The sequence below is a fragment of the Rhodococcus sp. 05-339-2 genome, from assembly GCF_002258965.1.
Taxonomy (GTDB): Bacteria; Actinomycetota; Actinomycetes; order Mycobacteriales; family Mycobacteriaceae; genus Rhodococcoides.
Map to the genome: position 1 here is coordinate 116,362 of NZ_NOYW01000016.1, position 21,166 is coordinate 137,527.

18 protein-coding genes are annotated in these 21,166 nt (G+C 65.2%); 9 read left to right on the forward strand and 9 right to left on the reverse strand.

Features of this window, described 5'->3' with window-relative positions:
• Window positions 1-22: 22 nt before the first annotated feature.
• The 3 genes from CH273_RS14160 (at window position 23) to CH273_RS14170 (ending at window position 2,367) form a co-directional block, all read left to right on the forward strand.
• Window positions 23-478, forward strand: coding sequence for a hypothetical protein (locus CH273_RS14160; protein WP_032395447.1), 456 nt, complete (start codon window positions 23-25; stop codon window positions 476-478).
• Window positions 479-608: 130 nt separating this feature from the next.
• Entirely contained in the window at window positions 609-1,940 is a 1,332-nt protein-coding gene (locus CH273_RS14165; RefSeq protein WP_032395448.1) for an MCE family protein, read from the forward strand.
• A gap of 67 nt (window positions 1,941-2,007) precedes the next feature.
• Window positions 2,008-2,367 (forward strand): STAS domain-containing protein, encoded by a 360-nt coding sequence (locus CH273_RS14170; protein WP_032395449.1) that lies wholly within the window; start codon window positions 2,008-2,010, stop codon window positions 2,365-2,367.
• Here the strand turns inward: CH273_RS14170 and CH273_RS14175 are convergent.
• Together CH273_RS14175 and CH273_RS14180 are read right to left on the reverse strand one after the other, a co-directional pair.
• Entirely contained in the window at window positions 2,344-3,492 is a 1,149-nt protein-coding gene (locus CH273_RS14175) for a PP2C family protein-serine/threonine phosphatase (RefSeq protein WP_094638014.1), read from the reverse strand. The genes CH273_RS14170 and CH273_RS14175 overlap by 24 nt on opposite strands.
• A complete protein-coding gene (locus CH273_RS14180) occupies window positions 3,489-4,289 on the reverse strand; it encodes an alpha/beta fold hydrolase (RefSeq protein WP_032395616.1) in 801 nt (266 codons plus the stop codon). Before CH273_RS14180 ends, CH273_RS14175 begins: the two co-directional genes overlap by 4 nt.
• An 86-nt stretch (window positions 4,290-4,375) precedes the next feature.
• On the opposite strand from CH273_RS14180, the gene CH273_RS14185 reads away from it, so the two are divergent.
• Window positions 4,376-5,428 (forward strand): NAD(P)H-binding protein, encoded by a 1,053-nt coding sequence (locus CH273_RS14185; protein WP_052049518.1) that lies wholly within the window; start codon window positions 4,376-4,378, stop codon window positions 5,426-5,428.
• Here the strand turns inward: CH273_RS14185 and CH273_RS14190 are convergent.
• The 7 genes from CH273_RS14190 to CH273_RS14220 form a co-directional block, all read right to left on the reverse strand.
• A complete protein-coding gene (locus tag CH273_RS14190) occupies window positions 5,425-6,909 on the reverse strand; it encodes an amidase (RefSeq protein ID WP_032395618.1) in 1,485 nt (494 codons plus the stop codon). The two genes, CH273_RS14185 and CH273_RS14190, sit on opposite strands and share 4 nt — an antisense overlap.
• Window positions 6,910-6,951: 42 nt before the next feature.
• Complete coding sequence (locus tag CH273_RS14195; RefSeq protein WP_032395450.1) at window positions 6,952-8,154, reverse strand: MFS transporter; 1,203 nt, start codon at window positions 8,152-8,154, stop codon at window positions 6,952-6,954.
• A 140-nt stretch (window positions 8,155-8,294) separates the two neighbouring features.
• Window positions 8,295-9,470, reverse strand: a complete 1,176-nt coding sequence (locus CH273_RS14200) for a 4-hydroxybenzoate 3-monooxygenase (RefSeq protein WP_032395451.1) — start codon at window positions 9,468-9,470, stop codon at window positions 8,295-8,297.
• A 66-nt stretch (window positions 9,471-9,536) separates the two neighbouring features.
• Window positions 9,537-10,289: an IclR family transcriptional regulator gene (locus tag CH273_RS14205; RefSeq protein WP_032395619.1), complete on the reverse strand. Its 753-nt coding sequence runs from the start codon at window positions 10,287-10,289 to the stop codon at window positions 9,537-9,539.
• A gap of 93 nt (window positions 10,290-10,382) precedes the next feature.
• Window positions 10,383-11,885 carry a carboxyl transferase domain-containing protein gene (locus CH273_RS14210; RefSeq protein WP_032395452.1) on the reverse strand — a complete coding sequence of 501 codons (1,503 nt, stop codon included), beginning with the start codon at window positions 11,883-11,885 and terminating at the stop codon, window positions 10,383-10,385.
• Window positions 11,882-13,081, reverse strand: a complete 1,200-nt coding sequence (locus CH273_RS14215) for a CaiB/BaiF CoA transferase family protein (RefSeq protein ID WP_032395453.1) — start codon at window positions 13,079-13,081, stop codon at window positions 11,882-11,884. The genes CH273_RS14210 and CH273_RS14215 overlap by 4 nt, the downstream gene beginning before the upstream one ends.
• 212 nt (window positions 13,082-13,293) lie before the next feature.
• Window positions 13,294-14,664, reverse strand: coding sequence for an SLC13 family permease (locus tag CH273_RS14220; protein ID WP_032395454.1), 1,371 nt, complete (start codon window positions 14,662-14,664; stop codon window positions 13,294-13,296).
• A 194-nt stretch (window positions 14,665-14,858) separates the two neighbouring features.
• Between CH273_RS14220 and CH273_RS14225 the strand changes: the two genes are divergently transcribed.
• From CH273_RS14225 to CH273_RS14245, 5 genes are all read left to right on the forward strand, one after another.
• Window positions 14,859-15,557, forward strand: coding sequence for a FadR/GntR family transcriptional regulator (locus tag CH273_RS14225; RefSeq protein WP_032395455.1), 699 nt, complete (start codon window positions 14,859-14,861; stop codon window positions 15,555-15,557).
• A 173-nt stretch (window positions 15,558-15,730) separates the two neighbouring features.
• The gene (locus tag CH273_RS14230) at window positions 15,731-16,924 is read left to right on the forward strand and encodes an acyl-CoA dehydrogenase family protein (protein WP_032395456.1); all 1,194 of its coding nucleotides are present in this window, start codon (window positions 15,731-15,733) and stop codon (window positions 16,922-16,924) included.
• Window positions 16,925-16,959: 35 nt separating this feature from the next.
• Entirely contained in the window at window positions 16,960-18,168 is a 1,209-nt protein-coding gene (locus tag CH273_RS14235) for an acetyl-CoA C-acetyltransferase (protein ID WP_032395457.1), read from the forward strand.
• Between the two features lie 35 nt (window positions 18,169-18,203).
• Window positions 18,204-20,378, forward strand: a complete 2,175-nt coding sequence (locus CH273_RS14240) for a 3-hydroxyacyl-CoA dehydrogenase NAD-binding domain-containing protein (RefSeq protein WP_032395620.1) — start codon at window positions 18,204-18,206, stop codon at window positions 20,376-20,378.
• A 28-nt stretch (window positions 20,379-20,406) separates the two neighbouring features.
• Complete coding sequence (locus CH273_RS14245) at window positions 20,407-21,036, forward strand: TetR/AcrR family transcriptional regulator (protein ID WP_306436613.1); 630 nt, start codon at window positions 20,407-20,409, stop codon at window positions 21,034-21,036.
• The last annotated feature ends 130 nt before the right edge of the window (window positions 21,037-21,166 follow it).

The window sequence follows — 21,166 nt, forward strand, 5'->3', positions numbered from 1 at the left end:
GACAACACCCAAGGTGACTCACATGAACTCGAACATCACACTGTCCGCACTGATCGACCTCACCGGCCTCGACGTATTCGACTATCTCGACAAGGAGATCTCCGTGCCCGTCATCGACGGGCTGCAAGCTCAAGGCGATCTGATCGTCGTTCCGTACGTACTGCTCGACGGCATAGTCGTCCCCACCGGCCAGACGCGACGCGAGAAGGTGCCGTTGACGGGAATCGAACTACTGCGCAGCGCCGCAGGCGGTAACCCCCACAGCCTGGTGGCCGACGGTGGCGTCTGCTCGTGGGCCACTCCCGTGCACGACGTCCGAGGTCTGGCCCTGGGCATCCTGACCAACTCGCAGACGGCATACCTCATTCATCCCGAACACGGAGCCACCGGAATCGCGCCGGGGACATACGTCATCGGCCGGCAGCGAGAACGCGGACAGGGCGGCTGGTTCCATTCGACCCACTTGGTTGCCGACTGAGGATAGTGGTGCCCATCACATTTCTGCCGAAGTGCTAGGTCCATCTCACAAACCGATCTTCGGTAGTAAGTGTGACGTTGTGTACCACTAAGGTTCGCGACATGGCTGCTGTTGTCGTCTCCACGGTCGCATGACCGGCTCCCCCTCGCCGGTCCAGAACCGACTCCTCGGAATCGCCCTTGTCCTGCTCATCGTCATGTTCGTCGGGTGGAGCGTCACCTCGTACAACAAGACGTTCGAGGACGTGGTGACGGTGTCGCTCGAGACCGACAGCGTCGGCAACGCGCTTCCCCGCAATGCGGATGTGAAGGTTCGCGGCATGATCGTCGGCGAAGTCCGCTCGGCGACGACGGCCGATGGCGTCGTTACCTCGGAGTTGGCCATCGAGCCGGACATGGCCGAGATGATTCCGTCGAACGCCACTGCGCGACTGCTGCCGAAGACGTTGTTCGGGGAGCGGTACGTCGCACTGGTCCTGCCCGAGGGCAAGCCGGCGTCCGCGATCACCGAGGGCACCGTGCTGAAGCAGGATCGCAGCGGTAACGCCATCGAGGTCGGGCAGGTACTCGACGGCCTGTTGCCGCTGCTCCAGGCGGTTCCGCCGGAGGACCTGTCGAACACCCTCGGTGCGTTGGCTCAGGGACTGAGCGGGCGTGGTGAGCAGCTCGGTCTCACGATCGACAGACTCGAGAACATTTTTGCCGGCCTCAACACGGAGTTGCCCGCAATCCAGGAAGACCTGCGCGGGCTCGCCGATTTCTCGCAGACCTACGCCGATGCCGCTCCCGAGCTGATCAACGCACTGGACAACCTACGGACCACCGGCAATACCGTCGTCGAGAAGCGTCCGGCCCTCGAATCGCTGTACGCCTCGGTGACCTCGGCCTCGTCCACCACTGCCGATTTCCTCGACGCCAACTCCGCGAACGTCATCGGATTGGCCGCGAACTCACGAGAGGCCCTCGAAGTCCTCGCCGAATTCTCACCCGCGCTCGGTTGCACCGTCGCCCAGTTCGCCGAGGGGGCCAGGCGTGGACGGATCGTCACCGGCGTCGGCGACGAGTACCCCGGCATCAACGTCTCGATGCCGTTCGTCAACCCGAAGGGTCGGTACCTACCGAACCAGGACGAGCCGAGACTGTTCGAGCAGAACCGCGGCCCGACCTGCCCTGCTCCCATCGAGCGTTCGACCGGCGAGTACTTTCCGCAGTATCCGGGCGGCTCCGCGAACGACGGCTCGTACCAGGTGCCGACTCGAAACCCCGGTGACCAGGACATTCCGACGCTGCCTGCACCGCAGCTCTCCCCCGTGCCCGCCTCGTACGCGAATTCGGTCACCGAGCAGCAGACCCTGGCCGTCGTCTACGGCGGGGCCACCGGAATCGACCCCGCCGCAGTGCCGTCCTGGACCACGACGGTCGGCGCTCCCGCGCTCAGAGGAACGCAGGTCACGTTCGAGTAGGACCAACTGATTGAATGGTCCGCATCCCCCGTCGACGAGCGCGGCGGGTAACGATTCAGGAGTGCAGATGTCAGCCGATACGAACACCGCCGGATTCTCCATCCAGTCCAGCAACGACGGCCGCGCGGCCGTCATCGCTGTCGCCGGTGAACTCGACGTCACCACGGCCCCCGCGTTGTCGAACGCGATCGACGCCCAGATTTCCACCACGCCTGCCGCGTTGATCATCGATCTGAGCAAGGTCTCGTTCTTGGCCTCGGCTGCCATGACGGTGCTGGCATCGACGCAGAAGAACCACGGGGACAGCGTCGCCTTCTCGGTCGTCGCCGATGGGCCGACCACCAGCCGCCCGATCAAACTGATGGGTCTCGATCAGGAATTCGCGCTACACGCAGATCTGGCGTCAGCCCTCGCCGCTCTCGACTGACGACACCCCCAGCGCCATCACTGCTGCATCGTCGGCCAATCCGTCGCCGAAGCTGTTCAGTAGGACTCGCAGATCCTCGACGATGATCGCTGCCGTCGCCGGGGCGTGGGCTGTCGCGAACTCGAGCAGCGCGCCCTCGTCGTCGTATCGACCCGTGCCCACCCGGGCCTCGGTCAAGCCGTCGGTGTAGAGCATCAGGGTGTCGCCTGCGCTCAACGTCACGGTGGCAGGCACGAAGCGGGCGGCACGCAGAATTCCGACGAGTTGCCCACCCGTCATGTGTACGTAGTGCGCGCTGCCGTCGGCCCGCATCACCAGCGGAGGTGGGTGACCGCCGCTGGCCATCGACACCTCGAATCCTCCGTCCGAGCGACTGAGCACCCCGAACACCGCGGTGCAGAACTGCGCATCGTTCTCGCGGAACTCCTGCCGCAGAACCGAGTCCAGGTTGTGCAGAACAGCGACCGGATCGTGGTCGTACACCGCGGCCGCGCGCAGGGTGTACCGCGTCAACGACGTCACGGCTGCGGCCGACGCACCCTTGCCGCACACGTCGCCGAGGAAGAATCCCCACCGGTCGTCCGACAGCGGGAACAGATCGTAGAAGTCTCCACCCACCTCGTCGCTCGATGCCGCGTGATAGTGCGCGGCAGCGGTCATTCCCGACGGCGGCAGCAGGGCAGGCGGCAGCAACGACCGCTGCAGGGTCTTCGCCAGCAGCTCCGCTCGAGTTCGGGACTCGAGCAACTCGCGTTCGTAGGTGCGACGGTCCCTGGCGTCGAGCGCGGTGATGCGAATCAGTAACGGCGCACCCGTCTCGTCCGTCTTGACGTTCGCGGTCATGAACACGGGCAGCCGTCGCCGATCGGACGTCACGAAATCGATCGCGATGCCGTCGAGCTGGCCGTACATCCGCAGAATCGGACCGAAATGGGTCTCGTAGTGAATCCGGCCACCAGCGGTGAGGAGTTGGGTGAAGTCGGTACCGATCAAGGCGTCGACCTCGAATCCCAGCCAGTTCGCCAGCGTCGAGTTCAGTCTCACGATCCGCATGTCCGGCAGCACCGAGAGGTAGCCGCACGGCGCGTTCTCGTACAGGTCCTCGATGTCGAGTTCGTGGATCACGACGATCTCACGAAGGTCGCAATCGCCTCGGCGGTCTGTTCGGGCTGGGTGACGTGCGGGCAGTGCCCGCTGGCGTCGAGAGTCTGCAGAGTGCTGCCTGCGATGTGTTCGTGGACGTATCTGCCGACCTGAGGCGGTGCCAGCGAATCCCGAGCACAGTCGACGATCATCGTAGGCAGGGCGACCCCGGCCAGATCGGCGCGATTGTCGGACAGGAAGGTGGTACGGGCGAACACCCGTGCGCACTCGGGATCGGTTCGGCAGAAGCTCGCGGTCCACATGTTCTCGAGATCCGGCCGATCCGGTGCGTTCACCACGATCGTTGCCATCGACGCGGACCACCCGAGATAGTTGCTGTCCAACGACTCGAGCAACTCGTCGATGTCCTCGCGGCTGAAGCCACCCCGGTAGTCACCGTCGTCGATGTATCGGGGGGACGGCGTCAGGAGAAAGAGTTTGGAGAATCGCTCGGGAGCCGCCTGGACCGCGAGAACACCCATCATCGACGCCACCGAATGCCCCACGAACGTCACATCGTGCAGATCGAGTTCCTCGGCGATGTCGACGATGTCGCGGACGTAGGCCTCCAGCGGCGCGTACTTGTCGGCATCCCACGCCGCGGGGTCCGAGGCTCCCGACCCGACGTGATCGAAGAGCACGACCGAGAAATTCGGAGCCAGGATATCGGTCACCGAACGCCACAGCGTCTGGTCGCAACCGAAACCGTGAGCCAGCATCACCACGGGCCCGTCGACAGCCCCCACGACCCTGACGTTGTTCCTGATACGCGCACTCACCCGCACAGTCTGCCATCTGCTTCCGACACCGGGGAGTGAGACTGCTCCGACGGGGTATTGCCCTTGTCTACAGAAACGAGAAAGTCATGCGAGTGCTGGTCACCGGCGCAACCGGATACATCGGGTCTCGGCTGATCCCGGTCCTGCTCGAACAGGGTCACGACGTGCACGCCGCAATGCGCGATCCGAGCAAGAAATCGCGCTTCGCCTGGGGCGCTCACGTCACCGCCGTGCACTTCGACCTCGACGAGCACGAGACCTTCGACACCGCGACCGAGAATGTCGACGCGGTCGTGTACCTCGTGCATTCGATGGACGAGGGCGACTTCGTCGAGAAGGATCGGCATGCCGCGCAGGCCATGGCCGCCGCGGCCGAACGCAACGGTGTGCGCCGGATCGTCTACCTCTCCGGACTCATTCCCGACGACGGCACGCCGCTCTCGGATCACCTGCGCTCTCGCCTGCAGGTAGAGGAGACGTTCCTCGACAGTTCCGTCGACGCCACCGCGCTGCGGGCGGCGATCATTCTCGGTTCCGGATCGACGTCGTTCGAGTTGGTGCGACGGATGACCGAGCGGCTGCCGCTCACGCCCATCCCGACGTGGATGCGCAGGCAGGTCCAGCCCATCGCCGTCGTCGACGTGGTCGCCATCATCGCCCGCGCTCTCGGCGACACCGCACGCCCGGGAACGTTCGACATCGGCGGAACCGAGACGATGAGCTACCCCGAGCTACTGCAGGCGTACGGCAGCGTCGCCGGTCTGCGTCGCATCCAGGTTCCGGTACCGCTGTTGCCGACCGGTCTGGTGGGGCGCGCCGTCGCCAAGATCACCGCCATGCCTGCCGGCACGGTGATCTCGTTGGTCGACAGCCTCACCCACGACATGGTGGTGCGCCGCGGGAACGCAGCAACAGAGGTGTTCGCCGAGCCCGATACACCGCTGATGAGCGTCCGAGAGGCCCTGGAGCGTTCGATCACCGTCACCGCGGAGGAGGGCACCGATGCCCACGCCGATCCCCAGGCTGCCGCCGACACCGATCCCGAGTGGGCAGGCGGAGTCGTCGATATCGTCGACGGCCATGTGCGGCAACGGCCGTCGGGCATCGTCGGAAAGGCTCTGCTCGGAGTGACCCGCTAGCCGATATCGGCGTAGTGGTGGGCCCACGGCACGGCTCGCTCCAACTGACCGGCCAGTTGGACGAGCAATGCCTCGCCACCGAGGGGTGCGGTGAAGTGCGCGCCCATCGGAAGACCCTCGGGGGTCCAGTGCACGGGAACCGACAGCGCCGGACGCCCGGTGACGTTTCCCAGCTGCGTGTAGGGAATCCACGAGATGTTGTCGTCGATCATCTGATCCACGATGCCGGTGTAGCGCAGGATTCCTGCAGTTCGGCTGCGCAGCAACAACTCCGATGCCAGCTCCAACGGCTTCGCCAGATCGAAGGCACCGATCTTCGGGGGGAGCTCCGCGAGAGTGGGCGTGAGCAGCAGGTCGTAGGTCTCGAAGAAGGTGGCCAGCGCACGCACGTGCACATGGCGACCTTCCACTGCTTCGAGGTAGTCGACACCACTGGCGGATCTGCCCAGCGCCGCCATGATGCGGGTGTCACGCTCGAATCTGTCGTCGCCGCAACCGGTTCTGCGTTTCACCTCGTCCATCTCCCACGCCAGGTAGGTGAACCAGGCCAGCAGGAATTCGCGGTTGAGATTCGCGTCGTCGTACGGTGGGGCGTCGAGAAGTTCGACGGTGTGGCCGAGATCGGTGAGTGCCTTCGCAGCCGACTCCATCGCGGCGACGGCCTGCGGGTGGGGCGACGGATTGACCGATGTCACGGCATACATTCCGATGCGTAAAGGCTTGGGGTCCTTGCCCACTCGGGACAGGAACGTTCCGTCCGGACGCGCGGGCAGATAGCCGGACGTCGCCTCACCGCCCGCCAGCACGTCGAGCATCGCGGCGGTATCGCGCACCGACCGCGACACGACGCCCTGCACTGCTGCCCCGTGCATGGGTTCACCGAACGTGGGGCCCGACGGCACCAGTCCGCGTCCCGGCTTGAGTCCGACCAGACCGCAGCACGACGCCGGAATCCGGATGGAACCGCCGCCGTCGTTGGCTCCCGCCACCGGGACGATGCCGGACGCCACCGCAGCGGCCGATCCACCCGACGATCCACCGGGAGTTCTGCTGCGATCCCATGGATTTCGAGTCGCGCCGTGCACCGCCGGTTCGGTGATTCCCTTCGCCCCGAATTCCGGAGTGTTGGTCTTACCGAAGATCACCAGGCCGGCATCGAGCCAGCGCTGCACCACCGTGGAATGCTCGGGCATCGGCAGGTTCGTCAACGCACGCGATCCACTCGATGTGGGCAGGCCCGCGTAGTCCTGCGAGAGATCCTTGATCAGGAACGGCACGCCGGCGAAGGGGCCCTGCAACGGTCGCGTCAGCTGGTCGTCGGCCTGCTCCCGCATCACCCGAATCACGGAATTGATCCGCGGATCGATCGATTCGACCTGCGCCAGTGCGCAATCGAGCAGTTCGCGCGGTGTCACATCTCCTGCGGCCACGAGACCGGCCAGACCGAGGCCGTCGTACTGGCGATACTCGTCGATGCGCATACCGGCCACAGTATCCGAGGCCATGTCGGCCTCGGAGCGGAATCAATGCCGCGAGTTCGACCCAGCGAGGGGCCGCAATGCCCCCATCACGATCAACGAACACGCCAGGAGCGCAGCGACCACGAGCAACGCTCGAAGTACGTCACCGTGCCCGCCGAGGAAGCCGATGAGGGGCGGACCGCCGAGAAAGGCGAAGTATCCGATGGAGGCGACCACACTGACGCGAGCGGCGGCAGCTGCCGGCTCGTCGGCCGCCGCACTCATGGCAACCGGGAAGCCGAGGGAGACGCCCGATCCCCACAGAAACGCGCCCAGAAACGCAAGCGGCACAATCGGACTGAGCACGAACAACAGCACGCCGACCACGGAGACTCCCGCGAGACCTCGCAGTACGACGACGCGACCGTACCGATCCAGCAGACCGTTGCCGAACCACCGCACCGCGGTCATGGCGACCAGGAACGTGGTGAACGCCAGGGTCCCTGCGACGGCCGATGCACCGTATCCGTCGATCAATGCGATGTTGAGCCAATCGTTTCCGCTGCCCTCGGCAAACGCGAACGACAAGGCCACGACACCGATCAACAGGGTGCGCGGCTCCTTCCACCGAGCGAGGGCGTGTGGCCGCGAGGTGTCGGGGGCGGGCTGTTCGGGTTCGGCGTCGGACTCGTTCAGAAAGTTACGGACTCCCCACGGGATGGCCCCGACGATCGCGGCTGCGACCGCCAGCAGATGCACCGTCACCGAGACGTTCAGCACCACCATCAGTGTTCCGATCAGGGCTCCCACCACGGTGCCCGCGCTGAAACCCGCGTGAAAGCGCGGCATGATCGACCGCCCGAGCCGTCGTTCGGCCACTGCGCCATGGACGTTCATGGCAACATCCCATGCGCCGTTGGCGAATCCGAGCACGAACAGCCCGAGAAGCAACGGCACCACACCAACGAGATAGCCGGTGGAGATGATGGTCAGACCGGCCGCGAGGACGACAGACATCACAGTCACCGTGAGCCGAGACCCGAAGCGGTTGATGATGATGCCGGACAGCGGCAGGGCGAGCAACGACCCGACGGCGATGGCCAGCAGCACGATGCCGAGTTGGGACGACGTGAGCTCGAGCCGGTCCCTCACCTGCGGAATACGCGATGCCCAACTGGCGAAGGCGAAACCGGCTCCGATGAACGCGATGTAGGTGGCCCGTACCGCGGTGGTCGTGCGCGCCGAGGTCGCGTCGATATCAGACACTGTGAATTACCCTGTTTCTCTCGCTGTTCCGCAAGGGTAACGAACGAGGGGCCGGCCGCAGCGATCGCCGCCGAACTCGAAGTTATGGATGGATTCCGGCCGAATTCTGTCCATAACTTCGAGTTCGACAGTCCACCCGCTCAGAATCCGATGGGCAGTCCCGCATAGTTCTCCGCCAGTCCCGTTGCTCCTGCCTCGCTGGAGGCCACCCAACGCAACTGGGAGAGCTGCAACTGCGCGTCGAACGGGTCGTCGCCGGTGTGCAGCATCGTCGTCATCCACCACGAGAAGTGCGTGCAGCGCCAGACGCGTCGGAGTGCGTCGTCACTGTAGGCATCGGCGGCACGGGAGTCGTTCTTGCCCAGCAACGATGTCAGCGCCGGGGCCAACAGGGCCACGTCGGCAACCGCGAGGTTGAGGCCCTTCGCTCCGGTCGGCGGCACGATGTGCGCGGCGTCGCCGGCCAGAAAGAGTCTGCCGTGTCGCATCGGCGACTGCACGTAGCTGCGCATCGGCAGCACGCTCTTCTCGGTGATCGGTCCCGGTGTCAGCTCCCAGCCGTCCTGACCATGACCGAGCCTGCGTGCCAACGCATCCCAGATACGCTCGTCGGACCAGGTGGCGATGTCGGTGCCGTTCGGAACCTGCAGATACAGCCGGCTGACCGTCGACGATCGCATCGAGTGCATCGCGAATCCATCCTGATGCCAGGCGTAGATCAGCTCGTCCGTCGACGGTGCGACGTCTGCGAGCACCCCGAGCCAGGAGTAGGGGTACGTTCGCTCCCAAGTGTTACGCACCGAATCCGGCATCGCCGCGCGGCTCGGACCGAAGGAACCGTCGCATCCGGCGATGACGTCGGCGTCGATCCGCATCGATGTTCCCGACGCGTCGGTGAACGTGACGTACGGGGCGTCGGACTCCACGTCGTGCAACGCGGTGTCGGAGACGTCGTAGTACATCTGCTGACCGGCTTTCTCGCGGGCCGCAACGAGATCCTTCGTCACCTCGGTCTGCCCGTACACCCACACGCTTCGGTCCACCAGATCGCGAAAGTCGATGTGGTGTCGCTCTTCCGGCCACTGCAGATAGATTCCGCGGTGCTCGTGGCCTTCGCGATGCAACCGCTCGCCCAAGCCGTGGTCGTCGAGCAGCCGGACCGTCGAATGTTCGAGGATGCCTGCGCGGATTCGCGAGAGCACGTACTGCTGCGTGCGCGACTCGATCAGAACGGAGTCGATTCCCTGCTCCCCGAGCAGGTGGGACAGCAGCAGACCCGCGGGCCCTGCACCGATGATGGCGACCTGTGTACGCATGCATCGAGTACACCGCGCATGCGACCTCCGGACAAGAGGCAGTTTCCACTCAGTGAAAGCCCGCGTTCACCCCCGTAGTGTTCGCTCGATTCCTCGGGCCGCAACCTGCAGAGCTGCAACCAGTCTGGCGCGATCTCGACCGATGCTCGGAACCACGATTCCCAGTGCGGCCACCACCGTCTCGCTCTCGCCGCGGACGGGTACGGCCACCGAACACGCTCCCAGTGTCATCTCCTCGACCGTCTGCGCATACCCCTCGCGATGCACTCGGCGTAGTTCACTGTCCAACTTTCCCGGGTGAGTCACCGTGTACGGGGTGATGCGGGCCAAGTTCCCGAGCACTCGGTCGTGCACCTCGCGCGGGGCGTAGGCCAGCAACACCTTTCCGACTCCGGTCGCGTACAACGGCAGACGGGCTCCGACCCGGCTGATCGCGGGCACCGACGCGTGTCCGGCCAACCTGTCGAGGTAGAGCACCTCGTCGCCGTCACGAATGGCCAGATGCACCGTGGCGAGCGTGGCTCCGTAGAGATCGTGCAGGAACGGCGACGCGATCTCGCGCAGGTCGGATTGATCCGGGGCCAACATACCCAGCTTCCACAGCCGACGTCCGACCACGAACTTGCCGTCGTCGCCGCGAACGAGTGCTCCCCAGCCGAGAAGCTCGTGCACCAAGCGGTGAGCCGTGGCGATGGGAAGACCTGCGCCGTCTGCCAATTCGGTCAATGTCAACGCAGGCTTCTGCTCGTCGAACACGCCGAGCAACGCCAGCAGTCGAGACGCCACCGAGACCCCCGGATCCCGCGCATTGCCCGCCACCTGCACGACGATAGCCTCCCCGGTCATCGCCGAGCTCGAAGTTATGGACGAATTTCAGCCGAAAGTCATCCACAACTTCGAGTTCGGCGGCCATCAGACCGCGGCAGCCGCGAAGCCGATTCTGTTGAAGCGCTTTTCGCGGGCGATCATCCGCATCGACGGATCCTGGGCGATCAGGTCGGCGAGCTCCCGGTGCAGCACCGCACCCACCCGGTCGCAGAACTGCTGCGATTCGTCCGCCGCGTCGGGCAGCTCGGGAATGATGATGTCGACGACACCGGCTCGGAAGAGATCGAGCGAGCGTACTCCCTGCTTGGTGGCCATCTCGGCCGCATGAGCAGTGTCCCGATGCACGATGGCCGACGCACCCTCGGGCGGCAACGGCGAGAGCCACGCGTGCTGAGCAGCGAGAACGCGATCAGCGGGCACCAGCGCGAGAGCGCCTCCGCCCGTCCCCTGCCCCAACAGCAACGACAGCGTCGGTGTTTCGAGGTCGACCATGTCCGCGATGCACCGCGCGATCTCGCCGGCCAGGCCACCTTCCTCGGCCTCCTTCGACAACGCCGCGCCCGCGGTGTCGATGACGGTGACGAGCGGAAGCTTGAGATCCTGAGCCAGACGCATACCGCGTCGGGCCTCGCGAAGCGCTGCGGGACCGAGCGGGGTCCTGGTCGTCTGCCCACGTCGATCCTGCCCGAGCAGTACGCACGGCATGTCGCCGAACCGAACGAGAGCCAGAATCAGACCCGGATCCGACTCCCCCTGCCCGGTTCCGTTGAGCGGCAGCACATCTGCCGCCGTACTGAACAGCAACTCGCGCACGCCGGGACGATCGTTCCTACGGGAGGCCAGGATCGACGTCCATGCGGGCACGTCATCGATCGACCATTCGAGCGCCTCGACGGTGCGGGGCCGGCACGACGGGATGTCGGTCATAATACGCAGCGCCCGATCGACGATTTCGCCGAGCTGCTCGGGCGGGCGGATGGCGTCGATGAGCCCATGGGCCTGGAGGTTCTCCGACGTCTGCACGCCCGTGGGGAATTTCGCGTCGTAGAGGGCCTCGTAGACGCGAGGCCCGAGGAAGCCGACGAGGGCACCGGGCTCGGCGACGGTGACGTGTCCGAGCGATCCCCAGGACGCGAAGACTCCACCGGTGGTGGGGTGCCGCAGGTAGACGATGTACGGCAGGTTCGCCGCCTTGTGCGCAGTGATCGCGGCGGTGATCTTGACCATCTGGAGGAACGCGACGGTACCCTCCTGCATGCGGGTTCCGCCGGAGGTCGGCAACGCGAGCAGCGGCAACCGCTCGTCCGTCGACCGGTGCACGGCGGTGACGAGCCGTTCACCCGCCGCAACCCCGATCGAGCCGGCCAGAAATGCGAACTCGCCGAGCAGGATTGCGACCTTGCGGCCCCGAATCGTCGCGGACCCGGTGAGGACGGATTCGTCGAGACCGGTCTTCTCACGGGCCGCCGCGAGTTCGCTCGCGTACTGGTCGTCGATGACGTAGTCCGCGGTCGGGGTGTCCCAGGAGTCGAAGCTGCCGGGATCGATCACCAGATCGAGCAGTTCGAGGGCGGTCATTCTGGTCATCGGATCGCTTCTTTCAGCCAGTCGCGGACGAGCTCGTCGTCGGCACCGAGTACCGGCGGAGCCAGATGATTGGTTTCGGTGACCTCGGTGCCGTCGGATTCGAAGAAGCGCAGCGGCGGCCCCGGAAGAGTGACCGTGCCCAACGTCGCGTGCTCGACGTCGACCAGCAGGCCTTGAGACTTGGTCTGCTCCCACTCGTACACCTCCTGCACGTTGCGCACTTTGCCTGCGGGAACACCGATCTCGTCGAGAAGGGCCAGCAGCGGTTCGGTGTCGTAGGTGCGGAAGATCTTGGAGACGAGTTCGATGACGTCGTCGCGACTGTCGACGCGTTGTGGGTTGGTGGCCATGCCTTCGAGATCGGGGTCGATACCGAAGCCCTCGCAGAACCGATGCCACAGGCCCTCGCTGCCCACGGAGATCTGCACTGCGCCATCCGAGGTCGGAAACAATCCGTACGGGCAGATCGATGGGTGATGGTTGCCCTGCGCCGTGCCGATCTCGCCGGCAACGGTCCACTTGGTGCCCTGGAAGGCGTGTACTCCGACGACGCTGGCGAGCAAGGAGGTACGGACGACCTTGCCGCGTCCGGTGCGGTCGCGTTCACGCAGTGCGGCGAGAACGCCGAAGGCCCCGTACATTCCGGCCAGCAGGTCTGCGATGGGAACGCCGACGCGTTGGACGTCTTCGGGACCGGAGCCGGTGAACGACATCAGCCCGGCCTCGCCCTGGGCGATCTGATCGTAGCCGGAGCGGCCACCCTCGGGGCCGTCGTGACCGAATCCGCTGATCGACAGCACGACCGTGCGTGGGTTGATCTCGGCGATGCGTTCGGGCGAGAAGCCGAGGCGGTCGAGCACTCCGGTGCGAAAGTTCTCGAGCAGCACGTCGGCTCGTTCGATCATGTGCTCCAACGCTTCTCGGCCGTCGTCGGTCTTGAGATCGAGTGCGATGGATCGCTTGTTGCGGTTGGCCGAGAGGAAGTAGGTCGACTCACGTTCGGCGTCGCGCGGAGTGACGAAGGGTGGACCCCAGACTCGGGTGTCGTCGCCGCCCTTGGGGGTCTCGACCTTGATGATGTCTGCGCCGAGGTCGCCGAGCATCATCGCCGCGTGCGGGCCGGCGAGGGCACGGGTCAGATCGACCACCACGGTGCCTTCGAGCGGTCCGGTTCTGCCTGTCGTGTTGAGGGGCATCGAATTGATCCTTACGTCGAAGCGAGGTGTGAGCCGGACCCGAAGTCCGATTGGATGACTGGGCTAGTGGACTAGCCAATTCCATTGGACCAGCGAACCCCAGAGAAGTCAAGTAACGATTTTCGGGACTTTGCCCAGCTCAGACGCGTGATGGCGGCACGTCGAACACACGCGCCGCCATCATCGAGAACCGCATCCGAGCTACTGTCGAGCTACATCCAGCCGGGTACCACCAGCAATCCCCAGGCGACCAGTGGACCGATGACCACAACCAGAGCGCTGTACTTGAGGATCTGCTTGTAGAACACATCTCGGTCGATGTCCTGGGCGTTGGCGAGCACCAGGGCTCCGTTGGTGGAGAACGGGCTGACGTCGACGATGGTCGAGGCGATGGACAGGGCCACGATGACTCCGATAGCACCTACTTCACCCGCGAGCAGGAACGGGACGGCCAGCGGGATGGTGACGCCGAGGATCGCGGTGGACGATGCGAAGGCCGAGACGATGGCACCGATGTAGCAGAGCAGCAGCGCCACCAGGAGCGGGATACCGATGCTCGCGACCGAATCGCCGACGTATTCGACCGTTCCGGCTTCCTGCAGGACCCCGACGAACGTGAGCACGCCGCCGATGAGCAGAACCGTCGACCAACTGATCTGGTTGATCGCACCCTTCTGCGCCTTCGGCGATGCGAGAGCGAGAACCACGGCCACCGTCATCGCGATGAAGCCGACGTCGAGATCGAGCACGAGTGCGAACAGCGCCAGCGAGGCCAGGCCGACGAGCGTGAGAATCTGATCGAAGGTGATGGCCTTGACCGCGGTGGCCAGCGGCGGTGCGTTCTCGACCGTGACCGTCTGACCGGACGGACGAGGCGTCGAGGCACCGAAGCCGCGCATCACCGTTCGCGAACCCGAACCGCCGACTCCGCCGGTGTCGCCGTCGGGACGACTGCCGTCCTCGTCGTGCACGCTGCGTCCGATGAGGGAGCGGCCACCGAGGAACATGAACAGCAGCGCACCGATTGCGGCGTTGAAGAACAGGCTGCCGAGGAAGAGCGTGAGCGGGCTGTTGACCAGACCGGCGTTGGCGGCGATGTTGTTGACCGTGACGCCGTAGATGCTGATGGGCGAGAATCCGCCTGCCTGCGCGCCGTGGATGACCATCATGCCCATGAGCAGGGCGTTGATCTTGTAGCGCGCGGCAAAGCCGAGCGCGATGGGGGCCACGATGGCCACAGCGGCAGGCCCGAGCGCCCCGATGGAGGTCAGGACGCCGGTGATGCCGAACATCACCCAGGGGATGAGCGCCACCCTCCCACCGACGAGTCGAACGGCTCCACGGACCAGCAGGTCGACCGTGCCGTTGTTCTGCGCGATGGCGAACAGGTAGGTGATGCCGACGAGCGTCAGGAAGAGACTGCTCGGGAAGCCGGCAATGATGTCGTCGGCACCCATGCCCACGGCAAGTGTTCCGACGAAGAACGCCGCCACGAACCCCAACGCACCCATGTTCACGGGGAACACGGTTGCGGCGAGGAACATGACGACGAGCGCAAGGATGGGTATCAACTCGGTCGACATCGAAGGTCTCCGGTCCGTCTCTGGTGTCACTCGAGCGGTCGCCCGAGATCTTCAGTGGCTAATTGGACTGGCCACTGAGTCATTAAGGACTCAACCAGTGAACTGGATCACTTGTCAATACTTGCCATGACCTGAGTCACCGGTTACCGGACAGTTAAGGTGGAGTTCCAGAGGAGCAGAGAGCGAGTGACACAGTGGCTGAGCAAATTCGCCCCGTGACCCGACCACGGCTGTACGAGGTCATCGTCGAACAGCTGTGCAAGCACATCGCCGATCGCGACATGAACCCCGGCGATCGACTTCCACCCGAGCGCGAACTCGCCGGCCACCTGGGAGTCAGCAGAGCGTCGCTGAGTCAGGCCCTCGTTGCACTCGAGGTGCAGGGCATCCTCGCCGTGCGCCACGGCGATGGGGCGGTACTCATCCGACGGCCCGTGGGCGACATGGCAATTCGCGCCCTGCGCGAGCACGCCGATCGACTGCCCGAAGTGATCGAAGCCCGCGAGGCACTCGAGGTCAAGCTCGCCGAACTGGCCGCAACGCGGCGCAGCGACGACGAGATGGCAGCCATCGACCACGCGGTGTCCGTGATGGCCACCGAGATCACCGACGGCGATCGCGGAGACTCCGGCGACGAGCTCTTCCATCACGCCATCACCGAGGCCGCGCACTCACCGCTGCTCGCCCGCCTGATGGGCGAAATCGCCGAGCTGATTCGCGAGACCCGCATCGAGTCGCTGTCGCAGTCCGACCGCCCCCAGGCCTCGCTCGAGCATCATCGACGCATCGCCGAGGCCGTCCGCAATCAGGATCCGGCCGAGGCAGGCCGGGCAATGGCCGACCACATCCGACTCGTCTCGGATGTGGCTCTACTGCGCTCGGTCGACAGCTAGAGAACTGCCCGCCGAGCTCGAAGTCATGGATGAATTCTGACCCGAATCCGTCCATGACTTCGAGTTCGGCAGCTCGGGCAGCACCCATGGTTGACATCCACGACATCGTCGCGCCATCATTATTGGCACAGCGCCAATAAACCACAGTCGCGCTTCGAGCCAAGGACCCCCCTATGACTGCACTCGCAGATCGCTCCACCGACGACCTCACCACCGAGCTCGCCGACGTGCGCCAGCTCGCCCGTGGATTCTTCGAGAAAGAGGTCGCACCGCACCGGGAGGAATTCGCGGCGGCCGGACGCCCCAGCCGCGAGGTCTACCGCACCGCAGGCAGCCTCGGGCTGCTCGGCATGTCGGTACCCGAGCAATACGGCGGAGGCGGCGGCGACTTCCGCCACGAGGCAGTGCTATTCGAAGAACAGGTCCGCGCCGGCGACTCGGCCATGCAGCTCGGCGTGCACAGCGGCATCGTTCCGCATTACATCCTGGCCTACGCGTCCGAGGAGAAGAAGCAGCGGTGGCTGCCGAAACTGTGCTCGGGCGAATGGATCGGTGCCATTGCCATGACCGAACCGGGCACCGGATCGGACCTGCAAGGCATTACAACCCGCGCCGTGCGTGACGGCGACGACTACGTGGTGACCGGCGGAAAGACGTTCATCTCCAACGGAGCTCACTGCGATCTGCTCATCATCGCCGCCAAGACCGATCCGTCCGCGGGAGCCCGGGGACTGTCATTGCTCGTCGCCGAGGTCTCCGATGACACCGAAGGTTTTCACCGCGGACGCGTGCTGCACAAGATCGGCCAGAAGGGCCAGGACACAGCCGAACTCACCTTCGACGGTCTTCGCATTCCCGCCTCGAATCTGCTCGGGGGCGGGAGTGGAGCCGGCAGGAACGACCAGGAAAGTCATGAGGGTCGCGGTTTCGCGCAGTTGATGCAGCAACTCCCCCAGGAGCGTTTGATCTGCGGCATCGCAGCCGCTGCGATGATCGACGCCGCCGTCGCGCAGACCGTCGAGTACACCAAGTCGCGCAGCGCGTTCGGCAAGACACTGTTCGATCTGCAGAACACCAAGTTCGAGCTCGCCGAATGCGCCACCATCGGCCGCGTCGTGCGTACCTTCGTCGACGACGCCATGGCACAGCATATTTCGGGCACACTCGACGTCACCACGGCCGCAATGGTCAAGTACTGGACCACCGACCGACAGTTCGAGGTGGTCGACCGGTGCCTGCAGCTCTTCGGTGGCTACGGCTACATGGAGGAATACCCCATCGCCCGCATGTTCGTCGACGGACGCATCGCCCGCATCTACGCCGGTGCCAACGAAGTCATGAAAGAGCTCATTTCCCGTTCCCTGTAGAACTCGGCAATCTTGTTGCCCTAGAAAGGCACCCCATGGAGGCATTCCTCTACGACGCAGTGCGCAGCCCACGTGGCCGCGGCAAGAGCTCCGGCTCACTGCACACCATCAAACCGGTCGACCTCGCCGCGAACACGTTGTCCACGTTGCTCTCTCGACACTCCCAGCTCGATCCGGCCCTGATCGACGACGTCGTGCTCGGTGTCGTCACCCCGGTCGGCGATCAAGGCTGCGACATCGCCCGAACCGTCGCGATGGCGGCCGGCCTACCGGACAGCGTGGCCGGCGTTCAGCTCAACCGCTTCTGCGGATCGGGGCTCGAGGCCGTCAACACTGCGGCGCAACGTGTTCGGTCCGGATGGGATCGGCTCATCGTCGCCGGTGGCGTCGAATCGATGTCTCGTGTGCCGCTCGGGGCGGACGGCGGCGCGTGGCCGTGCGACCCGCTGACCAACTACGGCAGCTACTTCGTCCCACAGGGAGTCAGCGCAGATCTCATCGCGACGATCGAGGGGTTCGATCGGGACGAGGTCGACGCCTACGCGGTACGTAGCCAGCAACGAGCGGCGCATGCCTGGTCGATGGGTCACTTCGAGAAGTCGGTCATCCCCGTCTTCGACGCCAACGGCCGGCTTATGCTCGATCACGACGAGATCATGCGACCCGAGACCACCACTGCCGATCTCGCCGCCCTGACACCATCGTTCGCACAGATGGGTTCGCTCGCCGGGTTCGACGCCGTCGCGATGCAGAAGTACACCGAGGTCGAGCGCATCGATCACGTACACCACGCCGGTAACTCCTCCGGCATCGTCGACGGCACCGCGATGGTTCTCATCGGCTCCGAAGAGGCCGGTCGCGCAGGCGGATTGACCCCACGCGGACGCGTCGTGGCCGGGGTCGTCGCCGGATCGGACCCGACGCTGATGCTCACCGGCCCGGTTCCGGCCACCCACAAGGTGTTGGCCGCGGCGGGACTCGGTCTCGACGACATCGCGGTGTTCGAGGTCAACGAGGCATTCGCTTCGGTGGTGCTCAACTACGCGAAGAAGCTGGACATCGACCACGAGCGCATCAACGTCAACGGCGGCGCGATCGCGATGGGCCACCCACTGGGCGCAACGGGAGCGATGCTCACCGGAATGGCTCTCGACGAGCTCGAGCGCCGGGGCGAGCGCTATGCGCTGATCACGCTCTGCATCGGTGCCGGAATGGGCGTCGCCACCATCATCGAGCGCCTGTGACCACCCCCGCGCTCGAACAACGACCCGAGGACACGATGAATACCTCTGCTGCACTGACGACGTCGACGATCACCGGCGAGATCGGGACCGACCGCGTACTCGTGGTGACGATCGACGACCCGACGCAGTCGACCAACACCATGAACACCGCGTTCGGTGAATCGCTCGGTCGGACCGTCGACTGGCTCGAGGCCAATCGAGACGCATTCGACGGCGTCATCGTCACCTCGGGAAAGGATTCGTTCTTCTCCGGTGGTGACCTCGAGTTGTTGCGCGACGCGGGCCCCGCAGACCATGCACGCATAGCCGATGCCCTCGACTTCACCAAGGACAAGTTCCGTCGGCTCGAAAAGCTGGGCAAGCCCGTCGTCGCTGCACTCGGCGGCACCGCGCTCGGTGGCGGCTTCGAGATCGCGCTGGCTTGTCATCACCGAATTGCATTGAACAGAAGCCACTCTCGCTTCGGCCTTCCCGAGGTGACCCTCGGTCTGCTCCCTGGCACGGGCGGCGTCACCCGAACGGTGCGGATGTTCGGAATCGTCGGCGCATTGACCCAGGTGGTGGGCCAGGGCCAACGCTACCGGCCGGCCAAGGCACTCGAGATCGGACTGATCGACGAGGTCGTCGACACCCACGAGGAGATGATGGCGAACGCACGTGCCTGGATCGTCGCCAATCCCGTCGCAGTACAGCCCTGGGACAGGAAGGGGTTCGAGATTCCCGGCGGCACCGCGGCCTCACCCGCGTTGGCTGCGCAGCTGCCTGCCTTCGCGGCCACGGTGCGCAAGCAGGTCAAGGGTGCACCCATGCCCGCCCCCATCGCGGTGGTTGCTGCCGCGGTGGAAGGGTCGGTGCTCGACTTCGAGTCGGCGTCGATCGTGGAAACCCGACACTGCACGGCACTCGCCTGCGGTCCGGTCTCGGGCAATCTGATCCAATCGATGTTCTTCGATCTCGGATCCATCAACAAGGGCGGCTCTCGTCCGAGCGGCGAACCGCACCGGGTACCCGAGAAGGTGCTGGTGATCGGTGCCGGGATGATGGGTGCCGCCATCGCCTACGTCGTCGCGTCGGCCACGGTCCCCGTCGTACTGCGTGATGTCTCCATCGAATCCGCCGAGCGTGGAAAAGACTACGCGCGTTCGATTCTCGGCAAGGCCGTCGCGAAGGGGCGCACGACCCAGGCCGACGCCGACACGGTGCTCGCGCTGATCACACCCAGTTCCGACGCGGCCGATGCCGAGGGGTGCGATCTGGTCGTCGAGGCCGTGTTCGAGGATCCAGCCGTCAAGCAGGGAGCGTTCGAGGCCGTCGAGAAGTATCTGACCGCCGACGCACTGCTGTGCTCGAACACCTCGACCCTGCCCATCACCGAGCTGTCGACGGGAGTCTCGCGCACCTCGGACTTCGTCGGCACGCACTTCTTCTCTCCGGTGGACAAGATGCCGTTGGTGGAAATCGTTGTGGGAGAACACACCAGTGATTCCACTCTGGCCCGCGCATTCGACTTCGTCCGTCTGATCGGCAAGACGCCGATCGTCGTCGGAGACAGTCACGGCTTCTTCACCACTCGCGTCATCGGCCGGTTCATGGACGAGGCGATCTCGCTGGTCGCGGAGGGCGTGCACCCCGCCACCGTCGAGCAGGCCGCTCTCCAGGCGGGCTACCCGTCCGGTGCGTTGGCTCTCATGGACGAGATCTCGTTGACCCTGTCCAGGCACATCCGCGAGGGCATGGCCGAGGCCGCCCGCGCCGAGGGTCGACCGTGGATCGTCTCGAACTCGTATGCCCTGGTCGATCGACTGGTCGACGAGTTCGATCGACCCGGCCGCAAGGGCGGTCGCGGCTTCTACGAGTACGCCGAGGACGGCACCAAGGCGGGGCTGTGGCCGGGCCTGGTGGAGCACTACCACCGCCCCGACCACGGAATTCCGTTCGAGGACATGATGGATCGGATGTTGATCGCACAGTCCCTGGACTCGGTCGCATGCCTGGACGAGGGAGTCCTACGCACGGTCGCCGATGCGAACATCGGCTCCATCCTCGGCATCGGCTATCCCGCCTGGACCGGCGGGGTGCTGCAGTTCGTCAATCAGTTCGGCGGCGGGCCGCAGGGGTTCGTACATCGAGCCGACGAGCTGCGGGCACGGTACGGCGATCGGTTCGTCGTACCGAGGTCACTGCGCTCGCGCACCGAGCGGTACCTCTGACGCCTCACGGAGTCGGCTCGGTGCGATCATGAGAACCATGCCGGCTGCAAGTACACCCAAGTGGAATCGACTCGAACCGGACGAGCGTCGGACACAGATCCTGGCCAGCGCCGTTCGGTTGTTCGGCGACAAGCCGTACGCCGAGGTGTCGATGTCGGACGTCGCCGCCTCGGCCGGCGTCGCCCGCGGGCTCATTCACCACTACATCGGCAGCAAACGCGATCTGTACCTCGAGAGCGTTCGATTCCTGGTCACCGTGCCGCCGATCGAAGACGTACATCTGCCCACGGGCTCACTCGAGGAGCGGGCCCGTGGCAGTGTGCACTGGCTGGTGGGGGTGATCGAGACACACGGCACGGCATGGGTGTCGATGGCGAGCGGGTCGGGTGTGGACGAACAGGTGGCGCAGATTCTCGACGAGGCCGACGATCTGGCTGCCGAACGCGTGCTCGACGCAACGGCATTCGAGGGCAGAGGCGGTGACCGTCGCATCGCGACGTCTGCGGTGCGCGCGTTCGGCGGCATGGTCAAGGCAGCGGGCCGCGAGTGGTTGGTCCGCGGAACACTGACGCGTGAACAGGTCGAAACCCTGCTGACGGATGTGCTCGTCACCGTTCTCGCAACCGCACGTTCCTTCGACGACGCTCGGGAACGTTAGCAAGACAACCGTTTTCGCGGAATCGCCAGACGGGTCGCCCTACACCTCCACTATTGACACAGTGCCAACAAGGTGGAACTGTGACGGTATTCACCCGGGCGCCCTCGCCCCCTCTCGCACAAGGGACTCG

Excerpts from the sequence above, each read along its gene's own strand:
- CH273_RS14160 (WP_032395447.1), top strand. The coding sequence starts at position 23 with ATGAACTCGAACATCACACTGTCCGCACTGATCGACCTCACCGGCCTC.
- CH273_RS14165 (WP_032395448.1), top strand. The coding sequence starts at position 609 with ATGACCGGCTCCCCCTCGCCGGTCCAGAACCGACTCCTCGGAATCGCC.
- CH273_RS14170 (WP_032395449.1), top strand. The coding sequence starts at position 2,008 with ATGTCAGCCGATACGAACACCGCCGGATTCTCCATCCAGTCCAGCAAC.
- CH273_RS14185 (WP_052049518.1), top strand. The coding sequence starts at position 4,376 with ATGCGAGTGCTGGTCACCGGCGCAACCGGATACATCGGGTCTCGGCTG.
- CH273_RS14190 (WP_032395618.1), bottom strand. The coding sequence starts at position 6,909 with ATGCGCATCGACGAGTATCGCCAGTACGACGGCCTCGGTCTGGCCGGT.
- CH273_RS14200 (WP_032395451.1), bottom strand. The coding sequence starts at position 9,470 with ATGCGTACACAGGTCGCCATCATCGGTGCAGGGCCCGCGGGTCTGCTG.
- CH273_RS14210 (WP_032395452.1), bottom strand. The coding sequence starts at position 11,885 with ATGACCAGAATGACCGCCCTCGAACTGCTCGATCTGGTGATCGATCCC.
- CH273_RS14215 (WP_032395453.1), bottom strand. The coding sequence starts at position 13,081 with ATGCCCCTCAACACGACAGGCAGAACCGGACCGCTCGAAGGCACCGTG.
- CH273_RS14220 (WP_032395454.1), bottom strand. The coding sequence starts at position 14,664 with ATGTCGACCGAGTTGATACCCATCCTTGCGCTCGTCGTCATGTTCCTC.
- CH273_RS14230 (WP_032395456.1), top strand. The coding sequence starts at position 15,731 with ATGACTGCACTCGCAGATCGCTCCACCGACGACCTCACCACCGAGCTC.
- CH273_RS14235 (WP_032395457.1), top strand. The coding sequence starts at position 16,960 with ATGGAGGCATTCCTCTACGACGCAGTGCGCAGCCCACGTGGCCGCGGC.
- CH273_RS14240 (WP_032395620.1), top strand. The coding sequence starts at position 18,204 with ATGAATACCTCTGCTGCACTGACGACGTCGACGATCACCGGCGAGATC.
- CH273_RS14245 (WP_306436613.1), top strand. The coding sequence starts at position 20,407 with ATGAGAACCATGCCGGCTGCAAGTACACCCAAGTGGAATCGACTCGAA.